General features: G+C 67.2%; 23 protein-coding genes. 16 read left to right on the top strand and 7 right to left on the bottom strand.

Features of this window, described 5'->3' with window-relative positions; translation table 11 throughout:
- Window positions 1-717, bottom strand: coding sequence for a Crp/Fnr family transcriptional regulator (locus M3149_RS15200; protein WP_251710390.1), 717 nt, complete (start codon window positions 715-717; stop codon window positions 1-3).
- Window positions 718-851: 134 nt separating this feature from the next.
- Here M3149_RS15200 and M3149_RS15195 point away from each other — a divergent pair, with 134 nt between their 5' ends.
- The 10 genes from M3149_RS15195 (at window position 852) to M3149_RS15150 (ending at window position 11,877) form a co-directional block, all read left to right on the top strand.
- On the top strand, window positions 852-2,798 hold the full coding sequence (locus M3149_RS15195) for an AMP-dependent synthetase/ligase (protein ID WP_251710389.1): 1,947 nt from the start codon (window positions 852-854) through the stop codon (window positions 2,796-2,798).
- Window positions 2,799-2,809: 11 nt separating this feature from the next.
- A complete protein-coding gene (locus M3149_RS15190; RefSeq protein WP_251710388.1) occupies window positions 2,810-3,652 on the top strand; it encodes an ABC transporter ATP-binding protein in 843 nt (280 codons plus the stop codon).
- Between the two features lie 12 nt (window positions 3,653-3,664).
- On the top strand, window positions 3,665-4,594 hold the full coding sequence (locus M3149_RS15185) for a branched-chain amino acid ABC transporter permease (protein ID WP_251710387.1): 930 nt from the start codon (window positions 3,665-3,667) through the stop codon (window positions 4,592-4,594).
- A 96-nt stretch (window positions 4,595-4,690) separates the two neighbouring features.
- Window positions 4,691-5,767, top strand: a complete 1,077-nt coding sequence (locus M3149_RS15180) for a branched-chain amino acid ABC transporter permease (RefSeq protein ID WP_251710386.1) — start codon at window positions 4,691-4,693, stop codon at window positions 5,765-5,767.
- Between the two features lie 69 nt (window positions 5,768-5,836).
- The gene (locus tag M3149_RS15175; protein WP_251710385.1) at window positions 5,837-7,174 is read left to right on the top strand and encodes an ABC transporter substrate-binding protein; all 1,338 of its coding nucleotides are present in this window, start codon (window positions 5,837-5,839) and stop codon (window positions 7,172-7,174) included.
- Window positions 7,175-7,337: 163 nt separating this feature from the next.
- Window positions 7,338-8,147: an ABC transporter ATP-binding protein gene (locus M3149_RS15170; protein WP_251710384.1), complete on the top strand. Its 810-nt coding sequence runs from the start codon at window positions 7,338-7,340 to the stop codon at window positions 8,145-8,147.
- A gap of 59 nt (window positions 8,148-8,206) precedes the next feature.
- Window positions 8,207-9,394, top strand: coding sequence for a phenylacetate--CoA ligase family protein (locus tag M3149_RS15165; protein ID WP_251710449.1), 1,188 nt, complete (start codon window positions 8,207-8,209; stop codon window positions 9,392-9,394).
- A gap of 122 nt (window positions 9,395-9,516) precedes the next feature.
- Entirely contained in the window at window positions 9,517-10,500 is a 984-nt protein-coding gene (locus M3149_RS15160) for a tripartite tricarboxylate transporter substrate-binding protein (RefSeq protein WP_251710383.1), read from the top strand.
- Window positions 10,501-10,522: 22 nt separating this feature from the next.
- Window positions 10,523-10,894, top strand: a complete 372-nt coding sequence (locus M3149_RS15155; protein ID WP_251710382.1) for a hypothetical protein — start codon at window positions 10,523-10,525, stop codon at window positions 10,892-10,894.
- Window positions 10,891-11,877, top strand: a complete 987-nt coding sequence (locus M3149_RS15150; RefSeq protein ID WP_251710381.1) for a Bug family tripartite tricarboxylate transporter substrate binding protein — start codon at window positions 10,891-10,893, stop codon at window positions 11,875-11,877. Before M3149_RS15155 ends, M3149_RS15150 begins: the two co-directional genes overlap by 4 nt.
- A 3-nt stretch (window positions 11,878-11,880) precedes the next feature.
- Here M3149_RS15150 and M3149_RS15145 read toward each other — a convergent pair whose 3' ends face one another.
- Window positions 11,881-12,207 (bottom strand): DUF1840 domain-containing protein, encoded by a 327-nt coding sequence (locus tag M3149_RS15145; protein WP_251710380.1) that lies wholly within the window; start codon window positions 12,205-12,207, stop codon window positions 11,881-11,883.
- A 143-nt stretch (window positions 12,208-12,350) separates the two neighbouring features.
- Between M3149_RS15145 and M3149_RS15140 the strand changes: the two genes are divergently transcribed.
- The 6 genes from M3149_RS15140 to M3149_RS15115 are packed head-to-tail and all read left to right on the top strand — an operon-like array spanning window position 12,351 to window position 19,261.
- Window positions 12,351-14,714, top strand: a complete 2,364-nt coding sequence (locus tag M3149_RS15140; protein WP_251710379.1) for a bifunctional salicylyl-CoA 5-hydroxylase/oxidoreductase — start codon at window positions 12,351-12,353, stop codon at window positions 14,712-14,714.
- A 20-nt stretch (window positions 14,715-14,734) separates the two neighbouring features.
- Complete coding sequence (locus tag M3149_RS15135; protein ID WP_251710448.1) at window positions 14,735-15,199, top strand: MarR family winged helix-turn-helix transcriptional regulator; 465 nt, start codon at window positions 14,735-14,737, stop codon at window positions 15,197-15,199.
- A complete protein-coding gene (locus M3149_RS15130; protein WP_251710378.1) occupies window positions 15,196-16,047 on the top strand; it encodes an enoyl-CoA hydratase family protein in 852 nt (283 codons plus the stop codon). The genes M3149_RS15135 and M3149_RS15130 overlap by 4 nt, the downstream gene beginning before the upstream one ends.
- 12 nt (window positions 16,048-16,059) lie before the next feature.
- Window positions 16,060-17,262: an acyl-CoA dehydrogenase family protein gene (locus M3149_RS15125; protein ID WP_251710377.1), complete on the top strand. Its 1,203-nt coding sequence runs from the start codon at window positions 16,060-16,062 to the stop codon at window positions 17,260-17,262.
- Window positions 17,259-18,866, top strand: a complete 1,608-nt coding sequence (locus tag M3149_RS15120) for an AMP-binding protein (protein WP_251710376.1) — start codon at window positions 17,259-17,261, stop codon at window positions 18,864-18,866. The genes M3149_RS15125 and M3149_RS15120 overlap by 4 nt, the downstream gene beginning before the upstream one ends.
- A gap of 2 nt (window positions 18,867-18,868) precedes the next feature.
- Complete coding sequence (locus tag M3149_RS15115) at window positions 18,869-19,261, top strand: RidA family protein (RefSeq protein ID WP_435370751.1); 393 nt, start codon at window positions 18,869-18,871, stop codon at window positions 19,259-19,261.
- A 44-nt stretch (window positions 19,262-19,305) separates the two neighbouring features.
- Here M3149_RS15115 and M3149_RS15110 read toward each other — a convergent pair whose 3' ends face one another.
- The 5 genes from M3149_RS15110 to M3149_RS15090 form a co-directional block, all read right to left on the bottom strand.
- Window positions 19,306-20,490, bottom strand: coding sequence for a sensor histidine kinase (locus M3149_RS15110; RefSeq protein WP_251710374.1), 1,185 nt, complete (start codon window positions 20,488-20,490; stop codon window positions 19,306-19,308).
- A 123-nt stretch (window positions 20,491-20,613) separates the two neighbouring features.
- A complete protein-coding gene (locus M3149_RS15105) occupies window positions 20,614-21,747 on the bottom strand; it encodes an ABC transporter substrate-binding protein (RefSeq protein ID WP_251710373.1) in 1,134 nt (377 codons plus the stop codon).
- A 138-nt stretch (window positions 21,748-21,885) separates the two neighbouring features.
- On the bottom strand, window positions 21,886-24,030 hold the full coding sequence (locus M3149_RS15100) for a TonB-dependent receptor family protein (protein WP_251710372.1): 2,145 nt from the start codon (window positions 24,028-24,030) through the stop codon (window positions 21,886-21,888).
- Complete coding sequence (locus tag M3149_RS15095) at window positions 24,027-24,344, bottom strand: c-type cytochrome (protein WP_251710371.1); 318 nt, start codon at window positions 24,342-24,344, stop codon at window positions 24,027-24,029. The genes M3149_RS15100 and M3149_RS15095 overlap by 4 nt, the downstream gene beginning before the upstream one ends.
- Window positions 24,344-25,621, bottom strand: coding sequence for a PQQ-dependent sugar dehydrogenase (locus M3149_RS15090; protein ID WP_251710370.1), 1,278 nt, complete (start codon window positions 25,619-25,621; stop codon window positions 24,344-24,346). Before M3149_RS15090 ends, M3149_RS15095 begins: the two co-directional genes overlap by 1 nt.
- Window positions 25,622-25,688 lie beyond the last annotated feature (67 nt).

Below are 25,688 nucleotides of genomic sequence, written 5' to 3'. Positions count from 1 at the left end.
TCAGTCCAACCCTCCCGACCGCAAAGCCGTCAGGTCCAGCACCCGCAACCCCCCGTACTCGATCCGTATCCACCCCTTGTCCTGCAACGCCCGCAGCGCCTCGTTCACGCGCTGGCGCGACAAGCCCACCAGGTAGGCCAGTTCCTGCTGGGTGATGCGCAGCACGCCGCCCACGTTGGGCGAGAGCAGCGGGTGAAACAGCGCGGCCAGGTTGCGGGCCACGCGCAGGTCGGGGCTGGTGATGCGGTCGATCTCGCGCGCGGCGATGAACTGGCCCAGGCGCTCGTTGAGCTGGTGCATCACGAAGCGGTTGAAGCCGATCGAGTGATCGAGCAGCCAGTCGAAGGTCTGCACCGGCAGGCCGGCGATCAGGCTCTTGCGCAGCGCCTGGATGTTGTAGCGATAGGTCTCGTGCTTGAGCACCGTGCCCTCGCCGAACCAGCCGCCCGGCGCCACACCGGTGAAGGTGATCACCGGCCCTTGCGAGTCGTCGTTGCTCATCTTGAGCAGGCCATCCACGAGTCCGAACCAGAAGGTCACGGGCCGGCCGTAGCGGCACACGTAGTCGCCCGCCTCGGCCTCGCCCACCTCCAGCGCATCGAGTGCGCGCTCGCGCGCCTCGCCCTCCAGGCGGCCCAGCCAGGGGATGCCTTCGAGCTCGGCCTCGGTGGGGCGACGGGCGCGTTCGCGGATGGCGCTGCGACGGGCGGGGAACATGGGGTAAGTCCTAGGAGGGATGACCCGAGATTGTCGTCGGACCGACAACATAACGTCAAACTCCAGCCTACCATGCGCTCCATCAACAGCCCACTGTCACGCGTTGGACAGCGGGCGAGCCAAGGAGACACGGCATGCAGAGCACCTTCCCCCGGCAATTGCTGGCCCACGCGAGGCAGCGGCCCGAGCGGCCCGCCATGCGCGAGAAGGAATACGGTATCTGGCAGACCATCAGCTGGGCACAGATGGCCGCGCTGGTGCAGGCCATGGCCTGCGGCCTGCACCAGGCCGGCCTGCAGCGCGGTGAGCATCTGGTAGTGGTGGGCGCCAACCGCCCGCGCCTGTACGCGGCCATGCTGGCGGCGCAATCGCTGGGCGCCATTCCGGTGCCGCTGTACCAGGACGCGGTGGCCGCCGAATGCGTCTTCCCGATCAACAACGCCGAGGTGCGCTTCTGCGTGGTGGAGGACCAGGAGCAGGTCGACAAGATGCTCGAGGTGCGTGCGCAGTGCCCGCAGATCGCGCACATCTTCTACGACGATCCGCGTGGCCTGCGCCACTACGACCAGCCCGGCCTGCAAAGCCTGGACGAGTTGCTGGCGGCGGGCGAGGCCTTTGCCAAGGTCCACCCCGATTTCTTTGCCGCCCAGGTCGAACAGGGCCAGCCCGACGACGTGGCCGCCATGTTCTTCACCAGCGGCACCACCGGCAACCCCAAGGGCGTGGTGCACAGCCACCGCACCCTGCTCGACCGCGCCGCAGCAGGCACGAAGTTCGACAAGCTCGGCCCCGACGACGAGGTGCTGGCCTACCTGCCGCCGGCCTGGATCGGCCAGAACATCTTCTCCTACGCCCAGTGGCTGGTCACCGGCTACGTGGTCAACTGCCCCGAAAGCAGCGGCACCGTCACCATCGACCTCAAGGAGGTCGGCCCCACCTATTACTTCGCGCCGCCGCGCGTGTTCGAGGGCCTGCTCACGAGCGTGACGATCCGCATGGAGGACGCTGGCGCACTCAAGCGCAAGATGTTCCACCGCTTCATGGATCTGGCGCGCCGCATCGGCCCCGACCTCATGGACGGCAAGCCCGTGGGCACGCTGGACCGCCTGAAGTACCGATTGGGCGACTGGCTGGTCTACGGTCCGCTGCGCAACAACCTCGGCATGAGCCGCGTGCGCGTGGCCTACACCGCAGGCGAGGCGATCGGCCCCGACCTGTTCAGCTTCTATCGCTCGATCGGCATCAACCTCAAGCAGCTCTACGGCTCCACCGAAACGGCCGTGTTCGTGTGCCTGCAGCCTGACCACGAGGCGCGCGCCGACACGGTGGGCGTGCCCTGCGAGGGGGTGGAGATCAAGCTGTCGGACAGCGGCGAGATCCTGGTTCGCTCGCCCGGGCTCCTGAAGGGTTACTACAAGAACCCGCAGGCCACGGCCGAGGTGCTGGACGCCGACGGCTGGTACCACACCAGCGACGCGGGCTTCATCGACGCCAGCGGCCACCTGAAGATCATCGACCGCGTGAAGGACGTGGGCCGCCTGATGGGCGGGCCGCACGACGGCGCCATGTTTGCGCCCAAGTACGTGGAGAACAAGCTCAAGTTCTTCTCGCACATCAAGGAGGCCGTGGCCTTCGGCGACAAGCGCGAGAAGGTTTGCGTGATGATCAACATCGACTTCGACGCCGTGGGCAACTGGGCGGAGCGCCGCAACCTGCCCTACGCGGGCTACACCGACCTGGCGCAAAAGCCCGAGGTGTACGCGCTCATCCAGGAATGCGTGGAGAAGGTCAACGCCGACCTGGCGCGCGACGAGTTGCTCGCGGGCAGCCAGATCAGCCGCTTCCTGGTGCTGCACAAGGAGCTCGATGCCGACGACGGCGAGCTCACGCGCACGAACAAGGTCCGCCGTGGCTTCATCGGCGAGAAGTACCAGGTGCTGGTCGATGCGCTGTACAGCGGCAAGACCGAGCAGTACATCGAGACGCAGGTCAAGTTCGAGGACGGGCGCACGGGCTCGGTGAGCGCGACGCTGCAGATCCGCGATGCGAAGACGTTTGCCCCGGTCAAGGCCGCCGCATGAGACACGACACCATGAATCAACACGAATCGGGCAGCGCGGGCGCCGCGGACACGGCCACCGGTCAGAAGAAGATCGGCGAGGTCATCCTCGACGTCCACAACATCAGCCTGCGTTTCGGTGGCGTCAAGGCGCTCACCGACATCAGCTTCAACGTGCGCGAGCACGAGGTACGGGCCATCATCGGCCCCAACGGCGCCGGCAAGAGCTCCATGCTCAACTGCATCAACGGCGTGTACCAGCCGCAGGAGGGCTCCATCACCTTCCGCGGCCAGACGTTCAAGCACATGAACAGCCGCCAGGTGGCCGAGATGGGCATCGCGCGCACCTTCCAGAACCTGGCGCTGTTCAAAGGCATGAGCGTGATCGACAACATCATGACCGGGCGCAACCTGCGCATCAAAAGCAATCTGTTCTCCCAGGCGTTCCGCAATCCCTTCGGCATCGGTGGCGCGCAGAAGGAAGAAGAACAGCACCGCGAGTTCGTCGAGCACATCATCGACTTCCTCGAGATCCAGGCCTACCGCAAGACGCCCGTGGGCACCCTGCCCTACGGCCTGCAAAAGCGCGTGGATCTGGGCCGCGCGCTCGCCATGGAGCCGCAGATGCTGTTGCTCGACGAGCCCATGGCCGGCATGAACCTGGAAGAAAAGCAGGACATGAGCCGCTTCATCCTCGACGTGAACGATGAATTCGGCACCACCATCGTGCTGATCGAGCCCGACATGGGTGTGGTGATGGACATCTCCGACCGCGTGGTGGTGCTCGACTACGGCAAGAAGATCGGCGACGGCACCCCCGACGAGGTGCGCAACAACGAGGAGGTCATCAAGGCCTACCTCGGCACAAGTCATTGATCGGGTTCAAACATGGCTTTCTTTCTTGAAACCCTGCTCGGCGGCCTGATGGCCGGCATGCTGTATTCCCTGGTGGCGCTGGGCTTCGTGCTCATCTTCAAGGCCTCGGGGGTGTTCAACTTCGCGCAAGGCGCGATGGTGCTGTTCGCTGCGTTGGCGATGGCCCGGTTCTCCGAATGGGTGCCGGGCTGGCTGGGCATCGAGAGCAAGATCCTGGGCAACGTCATCGCCTTCGTGATTGCGGGTGCGCTCATGTACGTGGTGGCCTGGGTGATCGAACGTTATGTGTTGCGCCACCTGGTCAACCAGGAAGGCGTGACGCTGCTGATGGCCACGCTGGGCATCACCTACTTCCTCGACGGCCTGGGCCAGACACTGTTCGGCTCCGACATCTACCAGATCGACGTGGGCATGCCCAAGGACCCGGTGTTCCTGCTGGGCGGGGTTTTCGAGGGCGGCATCCTGGTGAACCTGGAAGACGTCTATGCCGCGTGCATCGCTGCGTTGCTGGTGGTGTGCCTGTCGGTGTTCTTCCAGAAAACCTCCACCGGCCGCGCACTGCGCGCGGTGGCCGACGACCACCAGGCCGCGCAGTCGATCGGCATTCCGCTCAACCGCATCTGGGTCATCGTGTGGTTCGTCGCCGGCATCACCGCGCTGGTGGCCGGCATCATCTGGGGCTCCAAGCTGGGCGTGCAGTTCTCGCTCACCACCGTGGCGCTGCGCGCCCTGCCCGTGATCATCCTCGGCGGCCTCACCTCGGTGCCCGGCGCCATCATCGGCGGGCTGATCATCGGCGTCGGCGAGAAGCTCTCCGAGGTCTACCTCGGCCCCTTCGTGGGCGGCGGCATCGAGATCTGGTTTGCCTACGTGTTGGCGCTGGTGTTCCTGTTGTTCAGACCACAAGGCCTGTTCGGCGAAAAAATCATTGACCGGGTATGAAATACACGGGCAATGATTTTTCAGCGGAGACTGACTTTGCAGAGCAAAGTTAAGCGAAGCGTGTCGTATCTAAAAGATCATTGACTGGACATCGACATGTTCTACAGAGAAAACGGTCAGTTCAAGACCTCCTACCGCGCCGACCAGCAGATCTTTCCGATCGCGCAGGACCGCTGGGCCGTGCTGGCCATCATCGCCTTCGCCTTCATCGGCGTGCCGATGCTGGTCGACGAGTACATGTTCCGCGCGATCCTGATCCCGTTCCTGATCCTGTCGCTGGCGGCCATCGGCGTGAACATTCTGGTGGGCTACTGCGGGCAGATCAGCCTGGGGTCCGGCGCCTTCATGGCGGTGGGCGCCTACATGGCCTACAACACCTTCGTGCGCATCGAAGGCATGCCATTGATCCCGGCGCTGCTCATCGGCGGCTTCTTCGCCACGCTGGTGGGCATCTTCTTCGGCATCCCCAGCCTGCGCGTGAAGGGGCTGTACCTGGCGGTCGCCACGCTGGCAGCCCAGTTCTTCTGCGACTGGGCCTTCCTGCGCATCGGCTGGTTCACCAACAACACGGCCTCGGGCTCGGTGTCGGTGTCCAACCTGCAGGTGCTGGGCTGGCGCATCGACACGCCGGTGGAGAAGTACCTGTTCTGCCTGGGCTTCGTGGTGGTGTTCGCGCTGCTGGCCAAGAACCTGGTGCGCTCGGCCATCGGCCGCGAATGGATGGCCATCCGCGACATGGACGTGGCCGCTTCGGTGATCGGCATCCGCCCCATGTACGCCAAGCTCAGCGCCTTCGCAGTCAGCAGCTTCATCATCGGCGTGGCCGGCGGCCTGTGGGGCTTCGTGCACCTGGGTTCGTGGGAACCCGCGGCGTTCTCGATCGACCGCAGCTTCCAGCTGCTGTTCATGGTCATCATCGGCGGCATGGGTTCCATCATGGGCAGTTTCTTCGGCGCTGCCTTCATCGTGGTGCTGCCCATCTTCCTCAACCAGGTCCTGCCGTGGCTGGGCGGCCTCGTGGGCGTGACGATCTCCACCGCGGCGGTCTCGCACACCGAGTTCATGATCTTCGGCGCGCTGATCGTGTGGTTCCTGATCGTGGAGCCGCATGGCCTGGCCAAGCTCTGGAGCATCGGCAAACAGAAGTTGCGGCTTTGGCCCTTTCCGCACTGAGCGACCTGCGTCGCTCCCAAGGGCTCACCGGTTGGTGTTCGTGTTCGTTGTTCAAATAGGAGACATGTGATGAAGCTGCGCAATCTCGTTCTGGCCGCGGCGGTGGTCGCCACCGGTCTGTCATCCGCGCTCGTGGCACCCAGCGCCATGGCGCAAGCCAAGGAACAGTTCTTCCCGGCCCTGGTGTACCGCACCGGCCCGTACGCGCCCAACGGCGTGCCCTTCGCCAACGGTTATGTGGACTACCTCAAGCTCACCAACGCACGCGGCGGCATCAACGGCGTGAAGGTGACGTTCGAGGAGTGCGAAACCGGCTACGCCACCGACCGCGGCGTGGAGTGCTACGAGCGCCTGAAGGGCAAGAACGGCGGCGCCACGGTGTTCCAGCCGCTGTCCACCGGCATCACCTTCGCGCTGACGGAGAAGGCCCCCGTCGACAAGATTCCGCTGATCACCGCGGGCTACGGCCGCAGCGAGTCGGCCGATGGCGGCGTGTTCAAGTGGAACTTCCCGATCGCCGGCACCTACTGGGTGGCCGCCGACGTGCTGATCCAGCACATCGCCAAGAAGGAAGGCGGCGCCGACAAGCTCAAGGGTAAGCACATCGCGCTGATCTACCACGACAGCCCGTTCGGCAAGGAACCGATCCCGCTGCTGCAGGAGCGCGCGGCCATGCACGGCTTCAAGCTCAGTCTGCTGCCTGTCACGCACCCGGGTGTGGAGCAAAAGGCCACCTGGCTGCAGATCCGCCGTGACCGCCCGGACTACGTGCTCAACTGGGGCTGGGGCGTGATGAACTCCACCGCGCTCAAGGAAGCCCAGGCCACGGGCTACCCGCGCGACAAGATGTACGGCGTGTGGTGGGCCGGTGCCGAACCCGATGTGAAGGACGTCGGCGCGGGCGCCAAGGGCTACAACGCCGTGACCATGCAGCACGGCACCGAGAAGGGTGCCGCGGTGGTGAAGGAGATCCTGGAGAAGCTGCACGCCAAGGGCCAGGGCACCGGGCCGAAGGAAGAAGTGGGTGACGTGCTCTACATGCGCGGCCTCATGAGCGCCATGTTCGCGGTCGAGGGCGTGCGTGCTGCGCAGGAGCGCTTCGGCAAGGGCAAGGTCATGACCGGTGAGCAGGCACGCTGGGGCTTCGAGAACCTCAACCTGACGCAGGCCAAGCTCGACGCGCTGGGCTTCAAGGGCGTGATGCGCCCGATCTCCACCAGCTGCCAGGACCACATGGGTGCGGCCTGGGCCCGCGTGCACACCTGGGACGGCAGCAAGTGGGAGTTCAGCTCCGACTGGTATCAGGGTGACGAGCAGATCATCAAGCCGATGGTCAAGGCCGCGGCCGACAAGTACGCCGCCGAGAAGAAGCTGGCGCGCCGTTCGGCCCAGGACTGCCAGTCTTGACCCACCCCCGCCGCGCTACGCGCGACCCCATCAAGGGGGCGGCACCTGAGGACCGGCGCAGCCGGATCCTCGGTGCCACTCGATCGAGAGGGGTTGGCGTTCGCGGCGCCATCTGCAAGGGCGGCTGGCTGCCCTTGCACATGGTCCCGAAGGAATCCATTTCATGAGCACACCCACACCCGTCCTCAACGTCAACGGCATCGAGGTCATCTACAACCACGTGATCCTGGTGCTCAAGGGCGTCTCGCTCACCGTGGCCGAAGGGCAGATCGCGGCCATCCTGGGCGGCAACGGCGCGGGCAAGACGACCACGCTGCGTGCCGTCTCCAACCTGCTGCGCGGCGAGCGCGGCGAAGTCACCAAGGGCAGCATCGAGCTGCGCGGCGAGCGCATCGAGAACCTGAGCCCGGCCGACCTGGTGCAGCGCGGCGTGGTGCAGGTGATGGAGGGGCGGCATTGCTTCGCGCACCTGACCATCGAGGAAAACCTGATGACGGGCAGCTACACCCGCAAGGACAAGGCCGAGGTCGCGCGCAACCTGGAGAAGGTCTACAACTACTTCCCGCGGCTGAAGACGCGGCGCACCAGCCAGGCCGCTTACACCAGCGGCGGCGAACAGCAGATGTGCGCCATCGGCCGCGCGCTGATGGCCAACCCCAGCGTGGTGCTGCTCGATGAACCCTCCATGGGTCTGGCGCCGCAGATCGTGGAAGAGGTGTTCGAGATCGTGAAGGACCTCAACCAGAAGGAGCGCGTGACTTTCCTGCTGGCCGAGCAGAACACCAACATGGCGCTGCGCTATGCCGACTACGGCTACATCATGGAGAGCGGGCGCATCGTGATGGACGGCCCCGCGGCCGACCTGCGCAACAACGAAGACGTGAAAGAGTTCTACCTCGGTATGGGCGGAGGCGAACGCAAGAGCTTCAAAGATGTGAAGAGCTACAAGCGGAGGAAACGGTGGCTGGCGTGAACAACGACTACTTCGATGCGCTGGAAACCCGATCGGCCGCCCAGCGCGAGGCCGAGCAGATGGCGGCGCTGCCGAAACAGGTGGCGCATGCGCAGGCACACAGCGCGGCCTTTGCCGAGATCCTGAAAGGCGTGGACGCCGCGGCCATCAACGACCGCGCGGCACTGGCGCAATTGCCGGTCACGCGCAAGAGCGCGCTGTTCGAGCGACAGCGTGCACGGCGTGAGAAAGACGTCTTCGGCGGTTTCTCCACCCTGGTGCGTGGGCCGCAGATGACGCGCGTCTTTGCCTCGCCCGGGCCGATCTACGAACCCGAGGGCGCCGTGCGCGATTACTGGCGCACCGGGCGTGCGCTGTATGCCGCGGGGTTTCGCGCCGGTGAGCTGGTGCACAACGCGTTCAGCTATCACATGACGCCGGGCGCGTTCATCCTCGAAGCGGGCGCGCACGCGGTGGGCTGCACCGTGTTCCCGGCCGGCACCGGCCAGACCGAGCAGCAACTGCAGGCCATCGCCGAGCTGCGACCCGACGCCTACACCGGCACCCCCAGCTTCCTGCGCATCCTGCTCGAAAAGGCCGCCGAGGCCGGCGTGGACGCCTCCAGCATCCGCAAGGCCAGCGTGGGCGGCGAGGCTTGCCCGCCCAGCCTGACGGCCTGGTTCGCCGAACACGGCGTGGCCGTGTACCAAACCTACGCCACGGCCGACCTGGGCCTGGTGGCCTACGAGACCGCGGCCCGTGAAGGCCTGGTGGTCGAGGAACAGGTCATCGTGGAGATCGTGCGCCCCGGCACCGGCGAACCGGTGAGCGATGGCGAGGTGGGTGAGCTGGTGGTCACATCGCTCAACCCGGCCTACCCGCTGATCCGCTTCGGCACCGGCGACTTGTCGGCCGTGTTGCCTGGCCCCTGCCCCACCGGGCGCACCGCTCCGCGCATCAAGGGCTGGATGGGCCGCGCCGACCAGACCACCAAGGTGCGCGGCATGTTCGTGCACCCGGCCCAGGTGGCCGACATTGCCCGTCGCTTCCCGCAGATCGGCCGCGCGCGGCTGGTGGTCAGTGGCGAGATGGCCAATGACCAGATGTGCCTGCGGGTCGAGACGCCCGAGGAGGACGACTCCCTGCGCGAGCTGATTGCCGCCGCCGTGCGCGACATCACCAAGCTGCGCAGCGAGGTGGAACTGGTGGCGCCGGGCAGCCTGCCCAACGACGGCAAGGTGATCGAGGACGCGCGCAGCTACCGCTGAGGGCCGCCCGCACGGGGGTTTCCCCCGGGGTGGGGCTACGTACTTTCCGCGATGGCCGCCACCCGGGGCGGGACTAGCATTCCGCGGCCATTCCGCAAACGTTCCTTCATCGGAGACCCCCAATGAAAAAGCTCGTCACCCTCGCCCTGGGCGCCACCCTGTCGGTGACCGCCTTCGCGCAGGCCTTCCCCAGCAAGCCCATCTCGTTCGTGGTGCCTTTCGCCGCCGGTGGCCCGACCGACCTCGTCGCGCGCCAGCTGGCCGAGACCATGCGCAAGTACATCCCGAACTCGAACATCGTGGTCGAGAACGCCACCGGCGCGGGCGGCACCATCGGCGCGGCCAAGGTCGCGCGTTCGCCGGCCGACGGCCACACGCTGCTGGTCTGGCACATCGGCATGGCCGCCACCGCCGGCCTGTACCGCAAGCTGCCCTACAAGCCGCTGGAGGACTTCGAATACGTCGGCATGATCAACGACGTGCCCATGACCCTGCTGGGCTCGACCAAACTCAATGCCAACACCTACCGCGACTTCGAGGCCTACATCCGCGCCAACGGCGGCAAGCTCAACCTGGCGCACGCCGGCCTGGGTTCGGCCTCGCATCTGTGCGGCCTGATGTGGCAGCACGCCGTGAAGCTGGACAAGTCGATGACCACCATCGCCTACCGCGGCACGGGCCCGGCCATGAACGACCTCATCGGCGGCCAGGTCGACGTGATGTGCGACCAGACCACCAACACAACGGCGCAGATCGAAGGTGGCCGCGTGAAGGCCTTTGCCGTGACCACCGCCAAGCCGCTGTCCGGCCACCCGGTGCTCAAGCACTACCCCTCGCTGCAGGAGATGGGCCTGCGCGGCTTCAACCTGACCATCTGGCACGGTCTGTACGCACCCAAGGGCACGCCCGCGCCGGTGCTCAAGACCATCAATGACGCGCTGGTGAAGTCGCTGAAGGACCCCGAGTTCATCAAGAAGCAAGAGGAACTGGGCGCCCTGGTGGTGACCGACGCGCGCGTGACCCCCGAGGGCCACAAGAAGTTCGTGTCTGACCAGATCAACCAGCTCAAGACCGTGATCGACGCGGCAGGCCAGTACGCAGACTGATCAGCGCGGCGAAGCGCTTCCCATGGTTGCGCTTCGCATCGTCGACTCGATCACCCAGTTGCAGCCCGCCGACGCGGGCTGCATCGCTTTGAGCGGCTCGCACGGTGGTGCCAGTTCGGCGCGCTATGCGATGGCCGCGCGGCCGCTGCTCTCGGTGTTCAACGACGCCGGCGTGGGCAAGGACGACGCCGGCATCGCGGGGCTGGCGATGCTGCAGGCCGCCGGTCTGGCCGCTTGCACGGTGTCGCACACGAGCGCGCGCATCGGGCAGGCCGACAGTACATTGGCCGATGGCGTGGTCAGCCACGCCAATCTGGCCGCGCGCACACTGGGCATCGAGCCCGGCCTCGCGCTCAAGCCACAGATCGAACAATTGCAAAGGAGACACGCATGAGCCTTCAACGTCGCACCCTCGTCGCCCTCGCTGCCGCCTTGGCGGTGCCCTTGGCCGTCGCGCAAGGCGCGTGGCCCAATAAGCCAGTGCGCATCGTCGTGCCCTTTGCACCCGGCGGCACCACCGACATCCTGGCGCGTACGCTGGCGCCCGAACTCAGCAAGGCCTTTGGCCAGTCCTTCGTGGTCGAGAACCGCGGTGGCGCCGGCGGCAACATCGGCGCCGAGGTGGTGGCCAAGGCACCGGGTGATGGCTACACCCTGCTCATGGGCACGGTGGGCACGCACGGCATCAACAAGTCGCTGTACAGCAAGCTGCCCTACGACCCGCAGAAGGACTTCGCACCCATCACGCTGGTGGCCGGCGTGCCCAACGTGATGGTGATGAGCACCAAGCGCGCGCAGGACCTGGGCATCAACTCCGTGGCCGACTTCGTGAAGCACGCCAAGGCCAACCCGGGCCGCCTGAACATGGCGTCCAGCGGCAACGGCACCTCCATCCACCTGGCCGGTGAACTGTTCAAGGCACGCAACGGCATCTTCATGACGCACATCCCCTACCGCGGCTCGGGCCCGGCCATGACCGACCTGCTCGCCGGCAACATGGATGTGATGTTCGACAACCTGCCCTCGGCCATGCCGCACATCAAGGCCGGCAACCTCAAGGCCTTCGCCGTGACGAGCGCGGTGCGCTCCGAGGCCCTGCCCGATGTGCCGACCGTGGCCGAGGCGGGCAAGTTGCCCGGCTTCGAGGCCAGTTCCTGGTTCGGCCTGCTCGCCCCCGCAGGCACACCGGCCGACGTGGTGAGCCGCCTGCAGCAGGAAACTGCCAAGGCACTCAACCTGCCGGCGGTCAAGGAACGCCTGCTGGCCCAGGGCGCCATCCCCAGCGGCAACACCCCCGCCGAGTTCGCTGCGCTGATCGACGCGGAAATCAAGAAGTGGGAAGCGGTGGTGAAGGCCTCGGGCGCCAAGGTCGACTGAGCGCTACACCCCCCAGACCACCTCGACCCGCGCACCCAGGCAGCGCTCCAGCATCTCGATGAACGGGGTGCTGCGCATGCGCAGGCTCACCGATTCGAACTGCGGCTCGGGCTCGCCGTTGGCTGCCGCCTGCTCGCGCTGACGCCGCTGCTCGGCCTCCTCGGCCAGCACAGCCGCGCGAATCGCCTCGATCGCGCCGGGAATGTCCTCGGGCATCAGCACGCCGGGCGTCTCGGGATCCTTGCCCAGGATCTCGAGCAGCCGCTTGCCGTGCGGGCGCAGCATCACCAGATCGCCGGTTTCGCGGGACTTGAAGCGGTAGATCGTCATGGTGACATTTTCCCTTCGACCAGCGCGTGCCGGCTTGCGGACGCCAAAAGATACGCCCTTCCGTCCGGCGCTGCCATCGTGGCAAAGCCGCATGCGGGTTTACCCGGTTGTGGGTGAATATTTCAAGTCTAAAATAATTAGACATGAAAACCTCCCTGCAGCGCATCCTGTGCATTGGCGGCGGCCCGGCGGGCCTGTACTTCGCGCTGCTGATGAAGCGGCGCCAGCCCTGGCTGGAGATCACCGTCGTCGAACGCAACCGCCCGTTCGACACCTTCGGCTGGGGCGTGGTGCTCTCCGACCAGACCCTGGGCAACCTGCGCGCGGCCGACCCCGAGACCGCGCAGGAGATCGGTGATGCCTTCAACCACTGGGACGACATCGAGGTCTTCTACAAGGGCCGCAGCGTGCGCAGCACCGGCCACGGTTTCTGCGGCATCGGGCGCAAGCGCCTGCTCAATGTGCTGCAGGCGCGCTGCCAGCAACTCGGCGTGAATCTCGTATTCGAGACGGATGTGGCGGACGACCAGGCGCTCGCCGCCCAGTACAACGCCGACCTCGTGATCGCCAGCGATGGCTTGAACAGCCGCATCCGCACGCGCTACCAGCGTACGTTCCAGCCCGACATCGACACCCGCCAGTGCCGCTTCGTGTGGCTGGGCACCAAGAAGAAGTTCGACGCCTTCACCTTCGCCTTCGTCGAGACGGAGCACGGCTGGTTCCAGGCCCACGCCTACCAGTTCGACGCCGACACCTCGACCTTCATCGTGGAGACGCCCGAGGCCGTGTGGCAGGCGCACGGCCTTGACCGAATGGAGCAGGCCGAGGCCATCGCCTTCTGCGAGAAGTTGTTCGCGTCGCACCTCGACGGCCACCCGCTGATCAGCAACGCCGCGCACCTGCGCGGCTCGGCGATCTGGATCCGCTTCCCGCGCGTGATCTGCAACACCTGGGTGCACACACAAGACATTGCCGGCAAGCGCACACCGGTCGTGCTGATGGGCGACGCCGCGCACACCGCGCACTTCTCCATCGGCAGCGGCACCAAGCTCGCACTCGAAGACGCGATCGACCTGGCCAACGAGTTCGAACGCCACCCCGAGGCCGACGTGGCCACCGTGCTGCAGGCCTACGAGGCGCGCCGCAGCGTGGAGGTGCTCAAGATCCAGAACGCGGCGCGCAACTCCACCGAATGGTTCGAGCACGTGGACCGCTACACCGGCATGGAGATCGAGCAGTTCGCCTATTCGCTGCTCACGCGCAGCCAGCGCATCAGCCACGAGAACCTGCGCCTGCGCGATGCGAAGTGGCTCGAAGGCTACGAGAACTGGCTGGCCCAGCGGGCGGGAACACAGGCCGCGAAACATCCCACGCCGCCCATGTTGCTGCCGCTCAAGGTGCGCGGCGTCGCGCTCAAGAACCGCATCGTTGTCTCGCCGATGGCGCAGTACAAGGCGGTGGATGGCGTGGTTGGCGACTGGCACCTGATGCACCTGGGTGCGCGCGCCACTGGTGGCGCGGCGCTGGTCATGGTCGAGATGACCAGCCCCACGCCCGAAGGCCGCATCACCCCCGGTTGCCCGGGCCTGTGGAACGACGCACAGCAACAGGCGTTCGAGCGCATCGTGCGCTTCGCACACGCCAACGGCGAGGGTGCCAGGATCGGCATCCAGCTCGGTCACAGCGGCCCCAAGGGCTCCACCCAGCTCGGGTGGGAGGCCATCGACGAGCCCTTGCCCACCGGCAACTGGCCGCTGCTCTCCGCCAGCGCCGTGCCCTATGGCGAGCAGAACCAGGTGCCGCGCGCCATGACGCGCGCCGACATGGACGCCATGACCGCAGCCTTCGTCGCCTCGACGAAACGCGCCGCCGCAGCCGGCTTCGACTGGCTGGAGCTGCACTGCGCGCACGGCTACCTGCTCTCGGCCTTCATCTGCCCGCTCACCAACCTGCGCACCGACGACTACGGCGGCTCGCTGGAGAACCGCTGCCGCTACCCGCTCGAGGTGTTCAAGGCCATGCGTGCCGTGTGGCCCGCCGACAAGCCCATCAGCGTGCGCATCTCCGCGCACGACTGGGCGCCCGGTGGCAACACGCCCGATGACGCGGTGGCCATCGCGCGCCTGTTCAAGGCCGCGGGTTGCGACGTGATCGACGTCTCCTCGGGGCAGACCACGCGCCAGGCCAAGCCGGTGTACGGCCGCATGTACCAGACCCCGTTCGCCGACCGCATCCGCAACGAGGTCGACATCCTCACCATGGCGGTCGGTGCCATCAGCGAAGCCGACCACGCCAACAGCATCGTGGCCGCGGGTCGCGCCGACCTGTGCGCCGTGGCCCGCCCGCACCTGGCCAACCCGGCGTGGACGCTGCACGAGGCCGCCAAGCTGCAGACGCGCGCCGTGCAATGGCCCGCGCCCTACTTGAGCGGGCGCGACCAGCTCTACCGCGAAATCGCGCGCCAGCAGGCGATGAAGGCGCAGGAAGAGGAAGAGGCCGCCAAATGAACCTGAGCGATATCGAAAGCCTGGATCTGGAGGCGCGCGCGCACAGCGAACATGCGCACGCCCTGCGCCTGTGGCTGCGCCTGCTCACGTGTTCGCAGCTGATCGAAAAGCGCGTGCGCGCCGGGCTGCGCGAGCACTTCGACACCACGCTGCCGCGCTTTGACCTGATGGCGCAGCTCGAGCGCCACCCCGAGGGCCTGAAGATGAAGGAGCTGTCGCACCGGCTCATGGTCACGGGCGGCAACGTCACCGGCATCACCGACCAGCTGGTGGCCGAGGGGCTGGTCGAGCGCACCGGCGTCGAGGGCGATCGCCGCGTGTTCCGCGTGCGCCTGACCGATCGCGGGCGCCGCGCCTTCGCCCAGATGGCCGAGCAGCACGAGCACTGGATCGTCGAGGCCTTCGAAGGGCTGTCGCCGCGCGAGCTCGAACAACTCCACAAGCTGCTGGGCAAGGTCAAGCAGCACCAGAAAGTCTTCGAATGAAACACCCGATCCCCGACCACAACCCCATGCGCGGCCAGTTCGGCCCGGCCGCCGCGGCCCCGAAGCACTTCGCACTCGCCATCGCCGATGGCGTGGCCACCGTCACGCTGAACCGTCCCGAGCGCAAGAACCCGCTTACCTTCGACTCCTACGCCGAACTGCGCGACTGGTTTCTCGGCCTGCAGCGCGCCACCGACGTCAAAGCCGTGGTGCTCACCGGCGCGGGCGGCAACTTCTGCTCGGGCGGCGATGTGCACGAGATCATCGGCCCGCTCACGAAGATGACCATGCCCGAGTTGCTGGCGTTCACGCGCATGACGGGCGCGCTGGTGAGCGCCATGCGCGCCTGCCCGCAGCCCATCGTGGCCGCCATCGACGGTGTGTGCGCCGGCGCCGGCGCGATGATGGCGCTGGCCAGCGACCTGCGTCTGGGCACGCCGCGCGCGAGCACCGCCTTCCTGTTCACGCGCGTGGGCCTGGCTGGCGCCGACATGGGCGCCTGCGCGCTGCTGCCGCGCCTGATCGGCCAGGGCCGCGCGAGCGAGCTGCTGTTCACCGGCCGCTCGATGAGCGCTGCCGAAGGCCATGCCTGGGGCTTCTTCAACGCGTTGCACGAACCCGAGGCGCTGAACGAAGCCGCGCTGAAGCTCGCGAAGTCGCTTGCCGAGGGGCCGACTTTCGCCCACGGCATGACCAAGACCATGCTGCACCAGGAGTGGGCCATGACGCTGGACCAGGCGATCGAGGCCGAAGCGCAGGCACAGGCGATCTGCATGCAGACGCAGGACTTCCGCCGCGCGTACGAGGCGTTCGCAGCGAAGCAGCGACCTGTGTTCCAGGGCGACTGAACGGAACACGCCATGGTTGCCTTCGACCGCCCCCACGGCACGACACCGCCGCAAGCGCAGTGGGAACTGCCCTTCTTCGGCGAACACCACCGCGCGCTCGCACTCGGCCTGGCTGACTGGGCCGGTGCCCAGCAGGTCGACGAAGCGGACGACCGCCGCGCCTGCCGCGATTGGGTGGCGCGTCTGGGCACGGCCGGCTGGCTGCGCTATTGCGTGCCCGCGGCGCACGGCGGCGCGCTGGACAAGCTCGATTCGCGCGCCCTCGTGATCCTGCGCGAGACGCTGGCTTTCCACTCACCACTGGCCGACTTCGCCTTCGCCATGCAGGGCCTGGGCAGCGGCAGCATCACGCTCGGTGGCAGCGAAGCGCAGCGCGCGCAGCGCTTGCGCGCGGTGGCGAGCGGGCAGCAGATCGCGGCCTTCGCGTTGAGTGAACCCGAGGCCGGCTCCGACGTGGCCGGCATGCGCACCAGCGCGCGCCGCGCGGACGATGGCAGCTGGGTGCTGGAAGGGACCAAGACCTGGATCAGCAACGGCGGCCTCGCCGACTTCTACGTGGTGTTTGCCAAGACCACGCCCGACGCCGGCGCACGCGGCATCAGCGCCTTCGTCGTGCCGGCCGACGCGCCCGGTCTGGATAGCTCGGCCCACATCGACGTGATGGCCCCGCACCCGCTGGCCACGCTGCGCTTCACGAATTGCCGCGTCGGTGCCGACGCGCTCATCGGCAGCGTCGATGGCGGCTTCAAGCTCGCCATGCAGACGCTGGACATTTTCCGCGCCTCGGTGGCCGCGGCCGCGCTGGGCATGGCGCGCCGTGCTTTCGCCGAAGCGGTGGCGCACGCGAAGACGCGCCGCATGTTCGGCCAGCACCTGGGCGATTTCCAGCTCACCCAGGCGCGCCTGGGCGAGATGGGCGCGCTGATCGACGCCGCCGCGATGCTCACCTACCGCGCCGCGTGGCTGCGCGACGAAAGCGCCACGCAGGGCGCGGGCACGCCGGCCTACACCGCGGCTGCGGCCGCCGCCAAGCTCACCGCCACCGAGAACGCGCAAAAGGTTATCGACATGGCGGTGCAGATGTTCGGCGGACGCGGCGTGCGCATGGGCGAAGTGGTTGAACACCTCTACCGCGACATCCGTTCGCTGCGTATCTACGAGGGCGCGAGCGAAGTGCAGCTGCTCATCCTCGGCAAACACGCCTTGAAGTCATGACATCCGCCCAGACCGACCGCTTCGTGCACGACCGCCTGCCGCCGCGCGCGCAGTGGCCCGAGTTGCGCTTCGACACGCCCGAACTCAAGGCCCTGCCCGCGCAGGTGAATCTGGTCGCGCACCTGTTCGATCGCGCGTTCGCCAACGGCCACGCCAACCGCCCGTTCCTGCGCAGCGATGCGCGCACGCTCAGCTACGCACAGGCGCGCGAGGCGGTGAACCGCATCGCCAACCTGCTGCGCTCGCGCGGCCTGGTGCCGGGCAACCGCGTGCTGCTGCGCGGTGGCAACTCCGTGGCCATGGCGTTGGCTTGGCTGGCGGTGGTGCAGGCCGGGCTGGTGGTGGTGGCCACCATGCCGCTGCTGCGCGCCAAGGAGCTCAAGGCCATCGTCGACAAGGCGCAGCCCACGCTGCTGCTGTGCGATGCCGCGCTTACCGCTGAGCTGGAAGCGGTGGGCAGCGGTCTGCCGATGATCCGCTTCAACACCGACGCGGCCGACAGCCTCGAAACCCTCGCCGCACCGCAGGTGGCGCAGGCCACGCCCTGCCCCACCGCGGGCAGCGACATCGCGCTGCTGGCGTTCACCTCGGGCACCACCGGCGTGCCCAAGGCCGCCGTGCACACGCACACCGACGTGCTCGCGGCCTGTGAATGCTGGCCGCGCCATGTGCTGCGCGCTGTACCCGATGACGTGGTGATGGGCTCGCCGCCGCTGGCCTTCACCTTCGGCCTGGGCGGCCTGCTGATCTTCCCGATGTGGGCGGGCTGCTCGGTCTACTTCCCGTCGATCCCGTACACGCCCGAGGCGATGGTGAAGCTCATCGCCGAGAAGGGCGCCACCATCTGCTACACCGCACCCACCTTCTACCGCCAGATGGCGCCGTTCGCGCAACAGAATGGCGTCGGCAAGCTGCGCATCTGCGTGAGCGCGGGCGAGGGCCTGCCCGATGCCACGAGACAGTTATGGAAGCAGGCCAGCGGCATCGAGATGCTCGATGGCATCGGCGCCACCGAGATGTTCCACATCTTCATCTCGGCAGCGCCCGAGGCCGTCAAGCGCGGCGCCATCGGCACCGTGGTGCCAGGCTACACCGCGCGCATCGTGGACGACGAGGGCCGCGACCTGCCCGCAGGCGAAGTCGGGCGCCTCGCGGTGATCGGGCCCACCGGCTGCCGCTACCTCGACGAGCCGCGCCAGACCCAGTACGTGCAGGGTGGCTGGAACTTCCCCGGGGACGCCTTCCGGCGCGATGCCGATGGCTACTACATCTATCAGGCGCGCACCGACGACATGATCATCACCGCCGGCTACAACGTGGCCGGGCCCGAGGTGGAGGCCTGTCTGCTCACCCACGCGGCGGTGGCCGAATGCGGCGTGGTCGGCCGTGCCGACGAGGACCGCGGTCAGGTGATCGTCGCCTACGTGGTGCTCAAGCCCGGGCACGCCGGCGACGCCGCGATGGTGAAGGCACTGCAGGATCACGCCAAGGCCGCCATGGCGCCCTACAAGTACCCGCGCGAAGTGATCTTCGTGGAACGCCTGCCCCGCACCGAAACCGGCAAGCTGCAGCGCTTTGCCCTGCGACAACAACTCAAGACATGACGATGCAACACCTCCACCCCGACGGATGGCTTCCTGCCAAAGGCTACGCCAACGGCATCGCCGCGCGCGGCACGCAGATCTTCGTTGGTGGCCAGATCGGCTGGAACGGCCAGCAGCAGTTCGCAAGCGACGACTTCATCGCGCAGACGCGCCAGGCACTGCAGAACGTGCACGACGTGCTGCGCTGTGCCGGGGCTGGCCCCGAGCACATGGTCCGCATGACCTGGTACATCCTCGACCGCGACGAGTACAACGCGCGCCTGCGCGAGCTCGGTGAGGCCTACCGCTCGGTGATGGGCAAGTACTTCCCCGCGATGACTTGCGTGGAGGTTCGCCGGCTGGTGGAAGCGCGCGCCAAGGTGGAGATCGAGGTCACGGCGGTCATCCCCGACTGAGCACGCCGCTCGGGCACCCGGGGCAACGCCAACGCGTCCCCCGTTCAATCGACGTCGATGCCGGGCTCGTCGAGCCGCCCGTCCGGCAAGGTGAAGCGCACGCGGCAGCCGCCATCGGGCGTGGCATCGCAAAACAGCTCGCCGCCATGGCGTTCGATGATGCAGTGGGTCATGGCCAGCCCCGCGCCCAGACCGTCGAAATCGCTCGAATGGTGCTGGCGCTGGAACAGCAAAAAGAGCCTGTCTGCGTGCTGGCGGTCGAAGCCCACGCCGTTGTCCTCGACATGGAGATGGAAACGCCCGTCGGCCGCGTGCGACCACCGAAGCACGATGCGCGGGCTGGCCACCGGGCGCGTGAATTTCACCGCGTTGTCCAGCAGGTGGCGAATGGCCTGGGCCAGCAGCATCGGATCGCCGCGCACGGTGGGCAGATCGCTCGCCACCTGCCACTCGATCGGCTGGCCTGTGCGAGGCGTACCCAGGTGTGCCAGCACACCCTGCACCAGCGGGCCGAGCGGCACGTCCGTCACGTTCAGGCGGGCCCGACACAGGTGCAGGTAGTCGTGCATCGCCTCAATCATGGCGTTGAGCCGGTGGGCGGCCTTCTGCACACCATCGCAATATTCGTTCAGCGCTGCGTCATTCAGGTGCAACGCCTCCATCCGCTCGCGCGCCAGCCGCAAGAACGCCAGCACATGGCGGATCGGGGAGCGCATGTCGTGCCCCAGCACCTGCGAGATGCCCTCGAGTTCGCGGCGCAACATGGCCAGTGAACGCCCGGCGTCTTCCAGCCGATGCGCCAGCGACTCGTCGCGGGTGGGTGGCACGAGCGCCGAGCGGTCGGACCAGCGCGAGAGGTCCAGCAGCATCGCGTCAAAGCCCAGGTGGTTGCCGTCGCTGTCGGCCAGTGGGGTGGCCATCAGCAGGGCAGAGAAGGTCTCGAGGTTGCGGCGGCGCAGCGTGAGCCGCATCTCGCGCGGCAGTCGGTTGGCCTTGAGGTCTGCCGCAAGGGCGAGCAGATCGCCCATGCGTTCATCGTGATCGGGTATGCCCAGAAAGCTCGCCAGCGGCAGCATGGCGCCCGAGGGATCAAACCACGCCGAAGCCGTTTCGTTGGCAGCGCACACGCGGTGGTCGGCCGTGACCACGAACAGCGCCGCCGCCGCACGGTGGCCGGGGATGGGAGGCCACACGGCCACGGGGGAGACAAGGGAGGTGGCTGTCGTCATCGGGAGCATCGTTACGCGGATCGGCGCGCGTACCGTTGCGCGGACCGTTGCGCACGATCATGCACCGAACGTGCGGCACGCGCCAGCAGGCGCCCGCGCGGGACTCCCCCCGGCGTGCACGCCTCAGGTACGTACCTTGCCGTCGCCGGTGAGCATGGACAACTCGGCGAATTTCGAAGCCACGTGGTTGTTGGGGCCGAGCGAGATGGAAAAACCACCGAAGCTGGTGTCGCCAATCGCCTCCAGGCCGTTGACGAGGCTGTCCGGGTTGAGCCGCCCGCCCGCACGGCGCGCGCCCTCGGTCAGCATGCGCGCGGCCAGGTAGCCCTCGAAGCTGGAGAAATTGGGCTGCACCTTGTTGCCGCCGCGCTCGATGGCGTCGAGGAAGTCGCGCGTGATGGGGCGCGCGGTGGAGAACGGGTTGGGCACCACCTGCGAGATCACCACGCCGGCGCCGTCCTTGCCAAGTTCGTCGGCCAGTGCCTGCGTGCCGACGAAGGACACGTTGTAGAACGTGCCGCCGTAGCCCGCCTTGCGCGCCTCGCGGATGAAGGCCGCGCACGAGGCGTAGGCGCTGATCTGCACCACCGCCTGCGGGCGCGCCGCCACGATGGTCGCGACGGCCTTGGTCACGTCGACCGAGTTGCGCTCCACCGTGGCGGTGGCCTTGGGCTTGAGATTGCGCGCAGCCATGGCCAGCGTCACGCCGTCCAGACCGGCCTTGCCGTAAGCGTCGTTCTGGTGGAAGACGGCGATGTCGTTGAGACCCAGGCTGGTGAGCTGGCGCACGATCAAGGCGGTTTCGTCGTTGTAGGACGCACGCAGGTGGAACGCGAGCCGATTGAACGGAGCCCGCAAACCCATCGCACCGGTGAAGGGCGCGATGAAGGGTGTGCCCGCCTGCGTGGCCAGTGGCAGCGCAGCCAGGCTGGTGGGAGTGCCGATGTAGCCGAACAAGGCGGTGCAACCACGCGAGAGCAGTTGTCTCGTGTTCTCGGCACAGCGATCGGGCTCGTAGCCGTCGTCGACCTTGACGATCTCGATGCGCTGACCGCTCACGCCGCCTTGCTGGTTGAGCAGATCAAAGTAGAGCTGCGCGCCGGCGTTGAACTGGATGCCGAGTTGGGCCGCAGGGCCACTGAAAGCGGCCGACTGCCCGAGCACGATGCGGCTGCCCTGCGCATGCAGCGCAGGGACGGCCAGTGAGGCGATGCCGGCGAGGGCGAAGGAACGGCGGGACAGGGTCGGCAAGGGCATCGGTGGCTTCGGGCGGGTTCGTGGCCCCCGGGGTACCCCCAGGGTTCTCAAGACCCGCCGGATGCTACCGATCGTTCAGGCCTCAACCGACACGCTCACCCAGCCCGGCGCGCCGTTGATCGGCTGCATGCAAACTGCCTAGAACCTTCGCACGAATTCCACGCCCGCGGAGAAGGTGCGCCCGAGGCCGGGCTCGAAGAAGCGTTTGTTGCCGTCGTTGACGATGACCGAGCCCGCATGACGGCGGTCGCTCAGGTTGTCGATGCGCAGGAACTGGCGAAAGGTCCAGGGGCCTTGCACCTGTTCGAAGCGCGCACCCACGGCAAAAAGGGTATGACCCTCGGCAGAGTCGGTGTTGGCGTCGTTGACGAACACGCGGCCGGTGTGGCGCGCTTCGAGCGTGAACACGCCGCCCACGGGTGTGGCCCATGCAGGCGTCCACGCGAGCTGGGCAAACACCTGTTGCTGCGGCACACCCGGGATGCGGTTGCCCGCGGGCACAGGCGTGTTCGGCGTGGCGCACGGCGAGTCGGTGCAGGACACGAACGCGTCGCGGTAAGTGGCGCGCAGAAACGTGTAGGCCGTGCTGAACGTCCAGTCCCCCAGACCGTACTCGGAGGACAACTCGAGGCCCTGCCGGCGCGTGCGACCCGCGTTGTCGAACACGGCGCGCCCACCGCTGTTGGTCAGGGTGATGATCTCGTCGTTGGTGCGGATGTCGAACACGCTGGCGTTCCACAGGCCGGCCGCATTGCGACCGCGCAATCCGATTTCGGCGCTGATGCTGCGCGCGGCATTGAGGTCGGTGTTGAGCCCCGCGGTGCCGGTGCTGTTGCGGTACGCGGCCTCGTTGAGCGTGGGGATCTCCAGGCCGCGGCCGATGGCCGCGAACGCCTGCGTCTGCGGGTTGAGCTGCCGGCGCACCCCCACCACGGGCAGGTTGCCGCTGAAGCGCGTGGCACCACTTTGGTCGCCGTTGATGAGATAACGGTCTTCGGAGCGGTAACGCGCGCTGACGTGGCGCACGCCGCCCTCCAGCGTCCAGTCGTCGCGCGTCCACGCCGCACGCAGGTAGGGATCGAGCGTGGTGGCGCGGTTGGTCTCGTCGCGGCGCAGGTTGCCGAGCACGCCCCGCGTGCCGCCGACGAAGTTCTCGAAGCCCAGGCGCAGGTCGGTCTGGCGATCGCCGGCCAGTCCGGCGCTGGTATCCAGCCGCCCGCCTGCCCATTCGGTCTGCAGCCGCCAGCGCGCATTGAAGCCGGCGTAGTCGCGGTCCAGGTCGATCACGCCGCCCGAGCTGCCAGCGGCGAACGTCTGCGCGTTGATGGGAACGGACTGGAACTGCACCACGCGCCGCTGGCCGACGTAGCCCATGAGTTCGAGCTTGTGTCCGCCGGCCAGCGCCTGGTCCCAGGCGATGCCGGCCTGCGTCTGCGACACCGATTTGCGGGTGTTGAAGTCGAGTGCGGACTGGCTGGTCTGCGTCGGGTCGGCATCGAAGTCCTGGCGCGTGAGCCCCTGCGGGTCGAGCGCAAAGGACGTCTGACGGTTGAACACCAGCACCGTGCGCCCGCCGTCATGCGCGCGCGCCAGCTTGGCGTTGGTGGTGCTGCGGTTGGCCGCCGACTGCGGGCGTTGACCGTCGGTCTCGAAGCGGCCGGTGTCGAGCACGTAGGACCACCCCGCTGCGCCGCCGATGCGCCCACTCAACTGCGTGGACAAACGCCACAAGCCGTTCTCGGCAAAGCCGGCACCCACGCGCCACTCGCCGGGCTCGCCGCCATCTTCGGTGTAGAGCAGGATGGCGCCGCCGCTGGAAGCGCCATACAAGGACGCGAACGGCCCGCGCACAACCTCGATGCGCTCGGCACTGCCGATGGGGAAGTTGGCCGCCTGGCCCGAGCCGTCGGGCGCGCTGGCCGGGATGCCGTCGACGAACAGCCTCACACCTCGCACGCCAAAGGTGGCGCGCGAGCCGTAACCGCGGATCGAGACCTGCAGGTCCTGCGCGTAGTTCTCGCGGTTGCGGATCACCAGACCGGGCACGCGGCCCAGGCTTTCGGAGAGATTGATCTGCAACTGCCCGTCGCGCAGCTCGCGGCCATCGACCACGTCCACCGAGGCGCTGCCACGCCAGCGGGCGTCGGCCGCACCGCTGCCGGTGATGACGATGGGCGCCAGGGCGCCACCGTCGGGTGCGTCCTGTGCCCACACGGGGGCCGCGGCGAGGCCGAGGGCAACCGTCCATAGCGCGTGCGCGCCGTTCAGAGCGACACGTGTCATGGCAATTGCACGCTGAGCTGCATGGCGGCATACCACGCGGCAAGGTTGTCGATTTCGGTGTCGGTCAGGGGCTTGGCAATCACGGACATGACTTCGTGCGCACGCTTTCCGCTGCGGTAGTTTCTGAGTTGTTCCACGAGATAAATCTCGGGCTGGCCCGCAAGGTGGGGCACATTGGGTTGCATGGACAAGCCATTTGGGCCGTGGCAGACCGCGCAGGCCGCGCCAGCCTTGGCGCGGCCTGCTGCGATGTCCCCCGCCGAAGCGGTGCCGGCCAGCAAGGCCAGCACCAGGATCGAGGTGGGCGCGCGCATCAGTTGGGCGAGTAGGTCACGCGGTAGATCGCGCCGACGTAGTCGTCCGAGATCAGCAGTGAACCGTCCTTCATCGGCGCCACGTCCACAGGACGGCCCTTGTAGACGCCATTGGCGTCGAGCCAGCCTTCGGCAAAGACTTCGCTCGCACCCGCGGTGCCGTCGGCCTTGACGGGGATGAAATTGATCAATGCCCCGCTGGGCTTGGTGCGGTTCCACGAGCCGTGCGCGGCCACGAAGATGCCGCCCTGGTACTTGGCCGGGAACTGCTTGCCGTTGTAGAACGCCATGCCGAGCTGTGCCTGGTGCGCCGGGAACTCCACCTGCGGGAACACGGCGTTGGCGGGCTCCTTCATGTCCTTGAGGTCCGGCGCGGCCCCCGTGCCTGCCACCTTGAACTTGCCGTTCCAGTAGGGGTAACCGAAGTGCTCTCCGAGCTTGGTGGACCGGTTGAGTTCGCCCGGCGGGACATCGTCACCCAGGCCGTCGGTCTGGTTGTCAGTCCACCAAACGGTCTTGTCCTTGGGGTTGATGTCCATGCCCACGGAGTTGCGGATGCCGCGCGAATAAACCTCGCGCTTGGAGCCGTCGAAGGCGTTCATGCGCACGATGCCGCCGATGCCGAGCTTGTCGTACAGGTCGACCTTGCCCGCGGGCTGCACGTTGTATGGCTGGCCCAGCGCGATATAGAGCGTGCCATCGTCGGCCACACGACACACGCGCGCCCCGTGGTTGAAGGACTCCTCCTCGACCGGGATCAGACCGCCTTGCGGAACAACCTCGATCACGGCCACATCCGGGCCTTCATAGAAGAACTCGGCAGCGGGGAAATTGAGCACGCGGTTGTGCTCCACCACGATCAGGAAGCCGTCTTTGGTCCAGCAAACGCCGTTGGGCACCTTGAAATTCAGCGACGGGGCGAAGGGCTTGACCTCGTCGGCCGTACCGTCGCCGTTGCGATCGGTCACGGCCCACACGCGCGTCTTGCGCGTGCCGACAAACAGCATGTTGGTGTTGGGCGCCACCGCCATGTGACGCGCATCCGGCACCACGGCGTAGAGCTCGATCTTGAAGCCCGGCGGGAGCTTCACGTTCTTCAGGTTGGCCTTGATCGCCTCGGCGTTGCGGCCCTCCTGCGCTACCGGCGGAATGTTCAAGTCGGTGCCCGAGACCTTGAACTGCTTGAGTGACTGCAGGTTGTCCTTGCCGGCCTGGGCAGCGACGGACGTGACAAATCCGCACAGCAGCATGGCTGCGATGAGCTGGGTGGTTTTCATGTGTCTCCTCGTTGGGTGGAACCCGATCGTGGTCGGGCAACTCCATTGTGTGTGGGATATTTTTCGG

Source organism: Hydrogenophaga intermedia, from assembly GCF_023715105.1.
GTDB classification, from domain to species: Bacteria; Pseudomonadota; Gammaproteobacteria; order Burkholderiales; family Burkholderiaceae_C; genus Hydrogenophaga; species Hydrogenophaga intermedia_A.
This window is presented reverse-complemented; position numbering and strand designations above follow the sequence as displayed.

Excerpts from the sequence above, each read along its gene's own strand:
- M3149_RS15200 (WP_251710390.1), bottom strand. The coding sequence starts at position 717 with ATGTTCCCCGCCCGTCGCAGCGCCATCCGCGAACGCGCCCGTCGCCCC.
- M3149_RS15195 (WP_251710389.1), top strand. The coding sequence starts at position 852 with ATGCAGAGCACCTTCCCCCGGCAATTGCTGGCCCACGCGAGGCAGCGG.
- M3149_RS15190 (WP_251710388.1), top strand. The coding sequence starts at position 2,810 with ATGAATCAACACGAATCGGGCAGCGCGGGCGCCGCGGACACGGCCACC.
- M3149_RS15185 (WP_251710387.1), top strand. The coding sequence starts at position 3,665 with ATGGCTTTCTTTCTTGAAACCCTGCTCGGCGGCCTGATGGCCGGCATG.
- M3149_RS15180 (WP_251710386.1), top strand. The coding sequence starts at position 4,691 with ATGTTCTACAGAGAAAACGGTCAGTTCAAGACCTCCTACCGCGCCGAC.
- M3149_RS15175 (WP_251710385.1), top strand. The coding sequence starts at position 5,837 with ATGAAGCTGCGCAATCTCGTTCTGGCCGCGGCGGTGGTCGCCACCGGT.
- M3149_RS15170 (WP_251710384.1), top strand. The coding sequence starts at position 7,338 with ATGAGCACACCCACACCCGTCCTCAACGTCAACGGCATCGAGGTCATC.
- M3149_RS15165 (WP_251710449.1), top strand. The coding sequence starts at position 8,207 with ATGGCGGCGCTGCCGAAACAGGTGGCGCATGCGCAGGCACACAGCGCG.
- M3149_RS15160 (WP_251710383.1), top strand. The coding sequence starts at position 9,517 with ATGAAAAAGCTCGTCACCCTCGCCCTGGGCGCCACCCTGTCGGTGACC.
- M3149_RS15155 (WP_251710382.1), top strand. The coding sequence starts at position 10,523 with ATGGTTGCGCTTCGCATCGTCGACTCGATCACCCAGTTGCAGCCCGCC.
- M3149_RS15150 (WP_251710381.1), top strand. The coding sequence starts at position 10,891 with ATGAGCCTTCAACGTCGCACCCTCGTCGCCCTCGCTGCCGCCTTGGCG.
- M3149_RS15145 (WP_251710380.1), bottom strand. The coding sequence starts at position 12,207 with ATGACGATCTACCGCTTCAAGTCCCGCGAAACCGGCGATCTGGTGATG.
- M3149_RS15140 (WP_251710379.1), top strand. The coding sequence starts at position 12,351 with ATGAAAACCTCCCTGCAGCGCATCCTGTGCATTGGCGGCGGCCCGGCG.
- M3149_RS15130 (WP_251710378.1), top strand. The coding sequence starts at position 15,196 with ATGAAACACCCGATCCCCGACCACAACCCCATGCGCGGCCAGTTCGGC.
- M3149_RS15125 (WP_251710377.1), top strand. The coding sequence starts at position 16,060 with ATGGTTGCCTTCGACCGCCCCCACGGCACGACACCGCCGCAAGCGCAG.
- M3149_RS15120 (WP_251710376.1), top strand. The coding sequence starts at position 17,259 with ATGACATCCGCCCAGACCGACCGCTTCGTGCACGACCGCCTGCCGCCG.
- M3149_RS15115 (WP_435370751.1), top strand. The coding sequence starts at position 18,869 with ATGCAACACCTCCACCCCGACGGATGGCTTCCTGCCAAAGGCTACGCC.
- M3149_RS15110 (WP_251710374.1), bottom strand. The coding sequence starts at position 20,490 with ATGACGACAGCCACCTCCCTTGTCTCCCCCGTGGCCGTGTGGCCTCCC.
- M3149_RS15105 (WP_251710373.1), bottom strand. The coding sequence starts at position 21,747 with ATGCCCTTGCCGACCCTGTCCCGCCGTTCCTTCGCCCTCGCCGGCATC.
- M3149_RS15100 (WP_251710372.1), bottom strand. The coding sequence starts at position 24,030 with ATGACACGTGTCGCTCTGAACGGCGCGCACGCGCTATGGACGGTTGCC.
- M3149_RS15095 (WP_251710371.1), bottom strand. The coding sequence starts at position 24,344 with ATGCGCGCGCCCACCTCGATCCTGGTGCTGGCCTTGCTGGCCGGCACC.
- M3149_RS15090 (WP_251710370.1), bottom strand. The coding sequence starts at position 25,621 with ATGAAAACCACCCAGCTCATCGCAGCCATGCTGCTGTGCGGATTTGTC.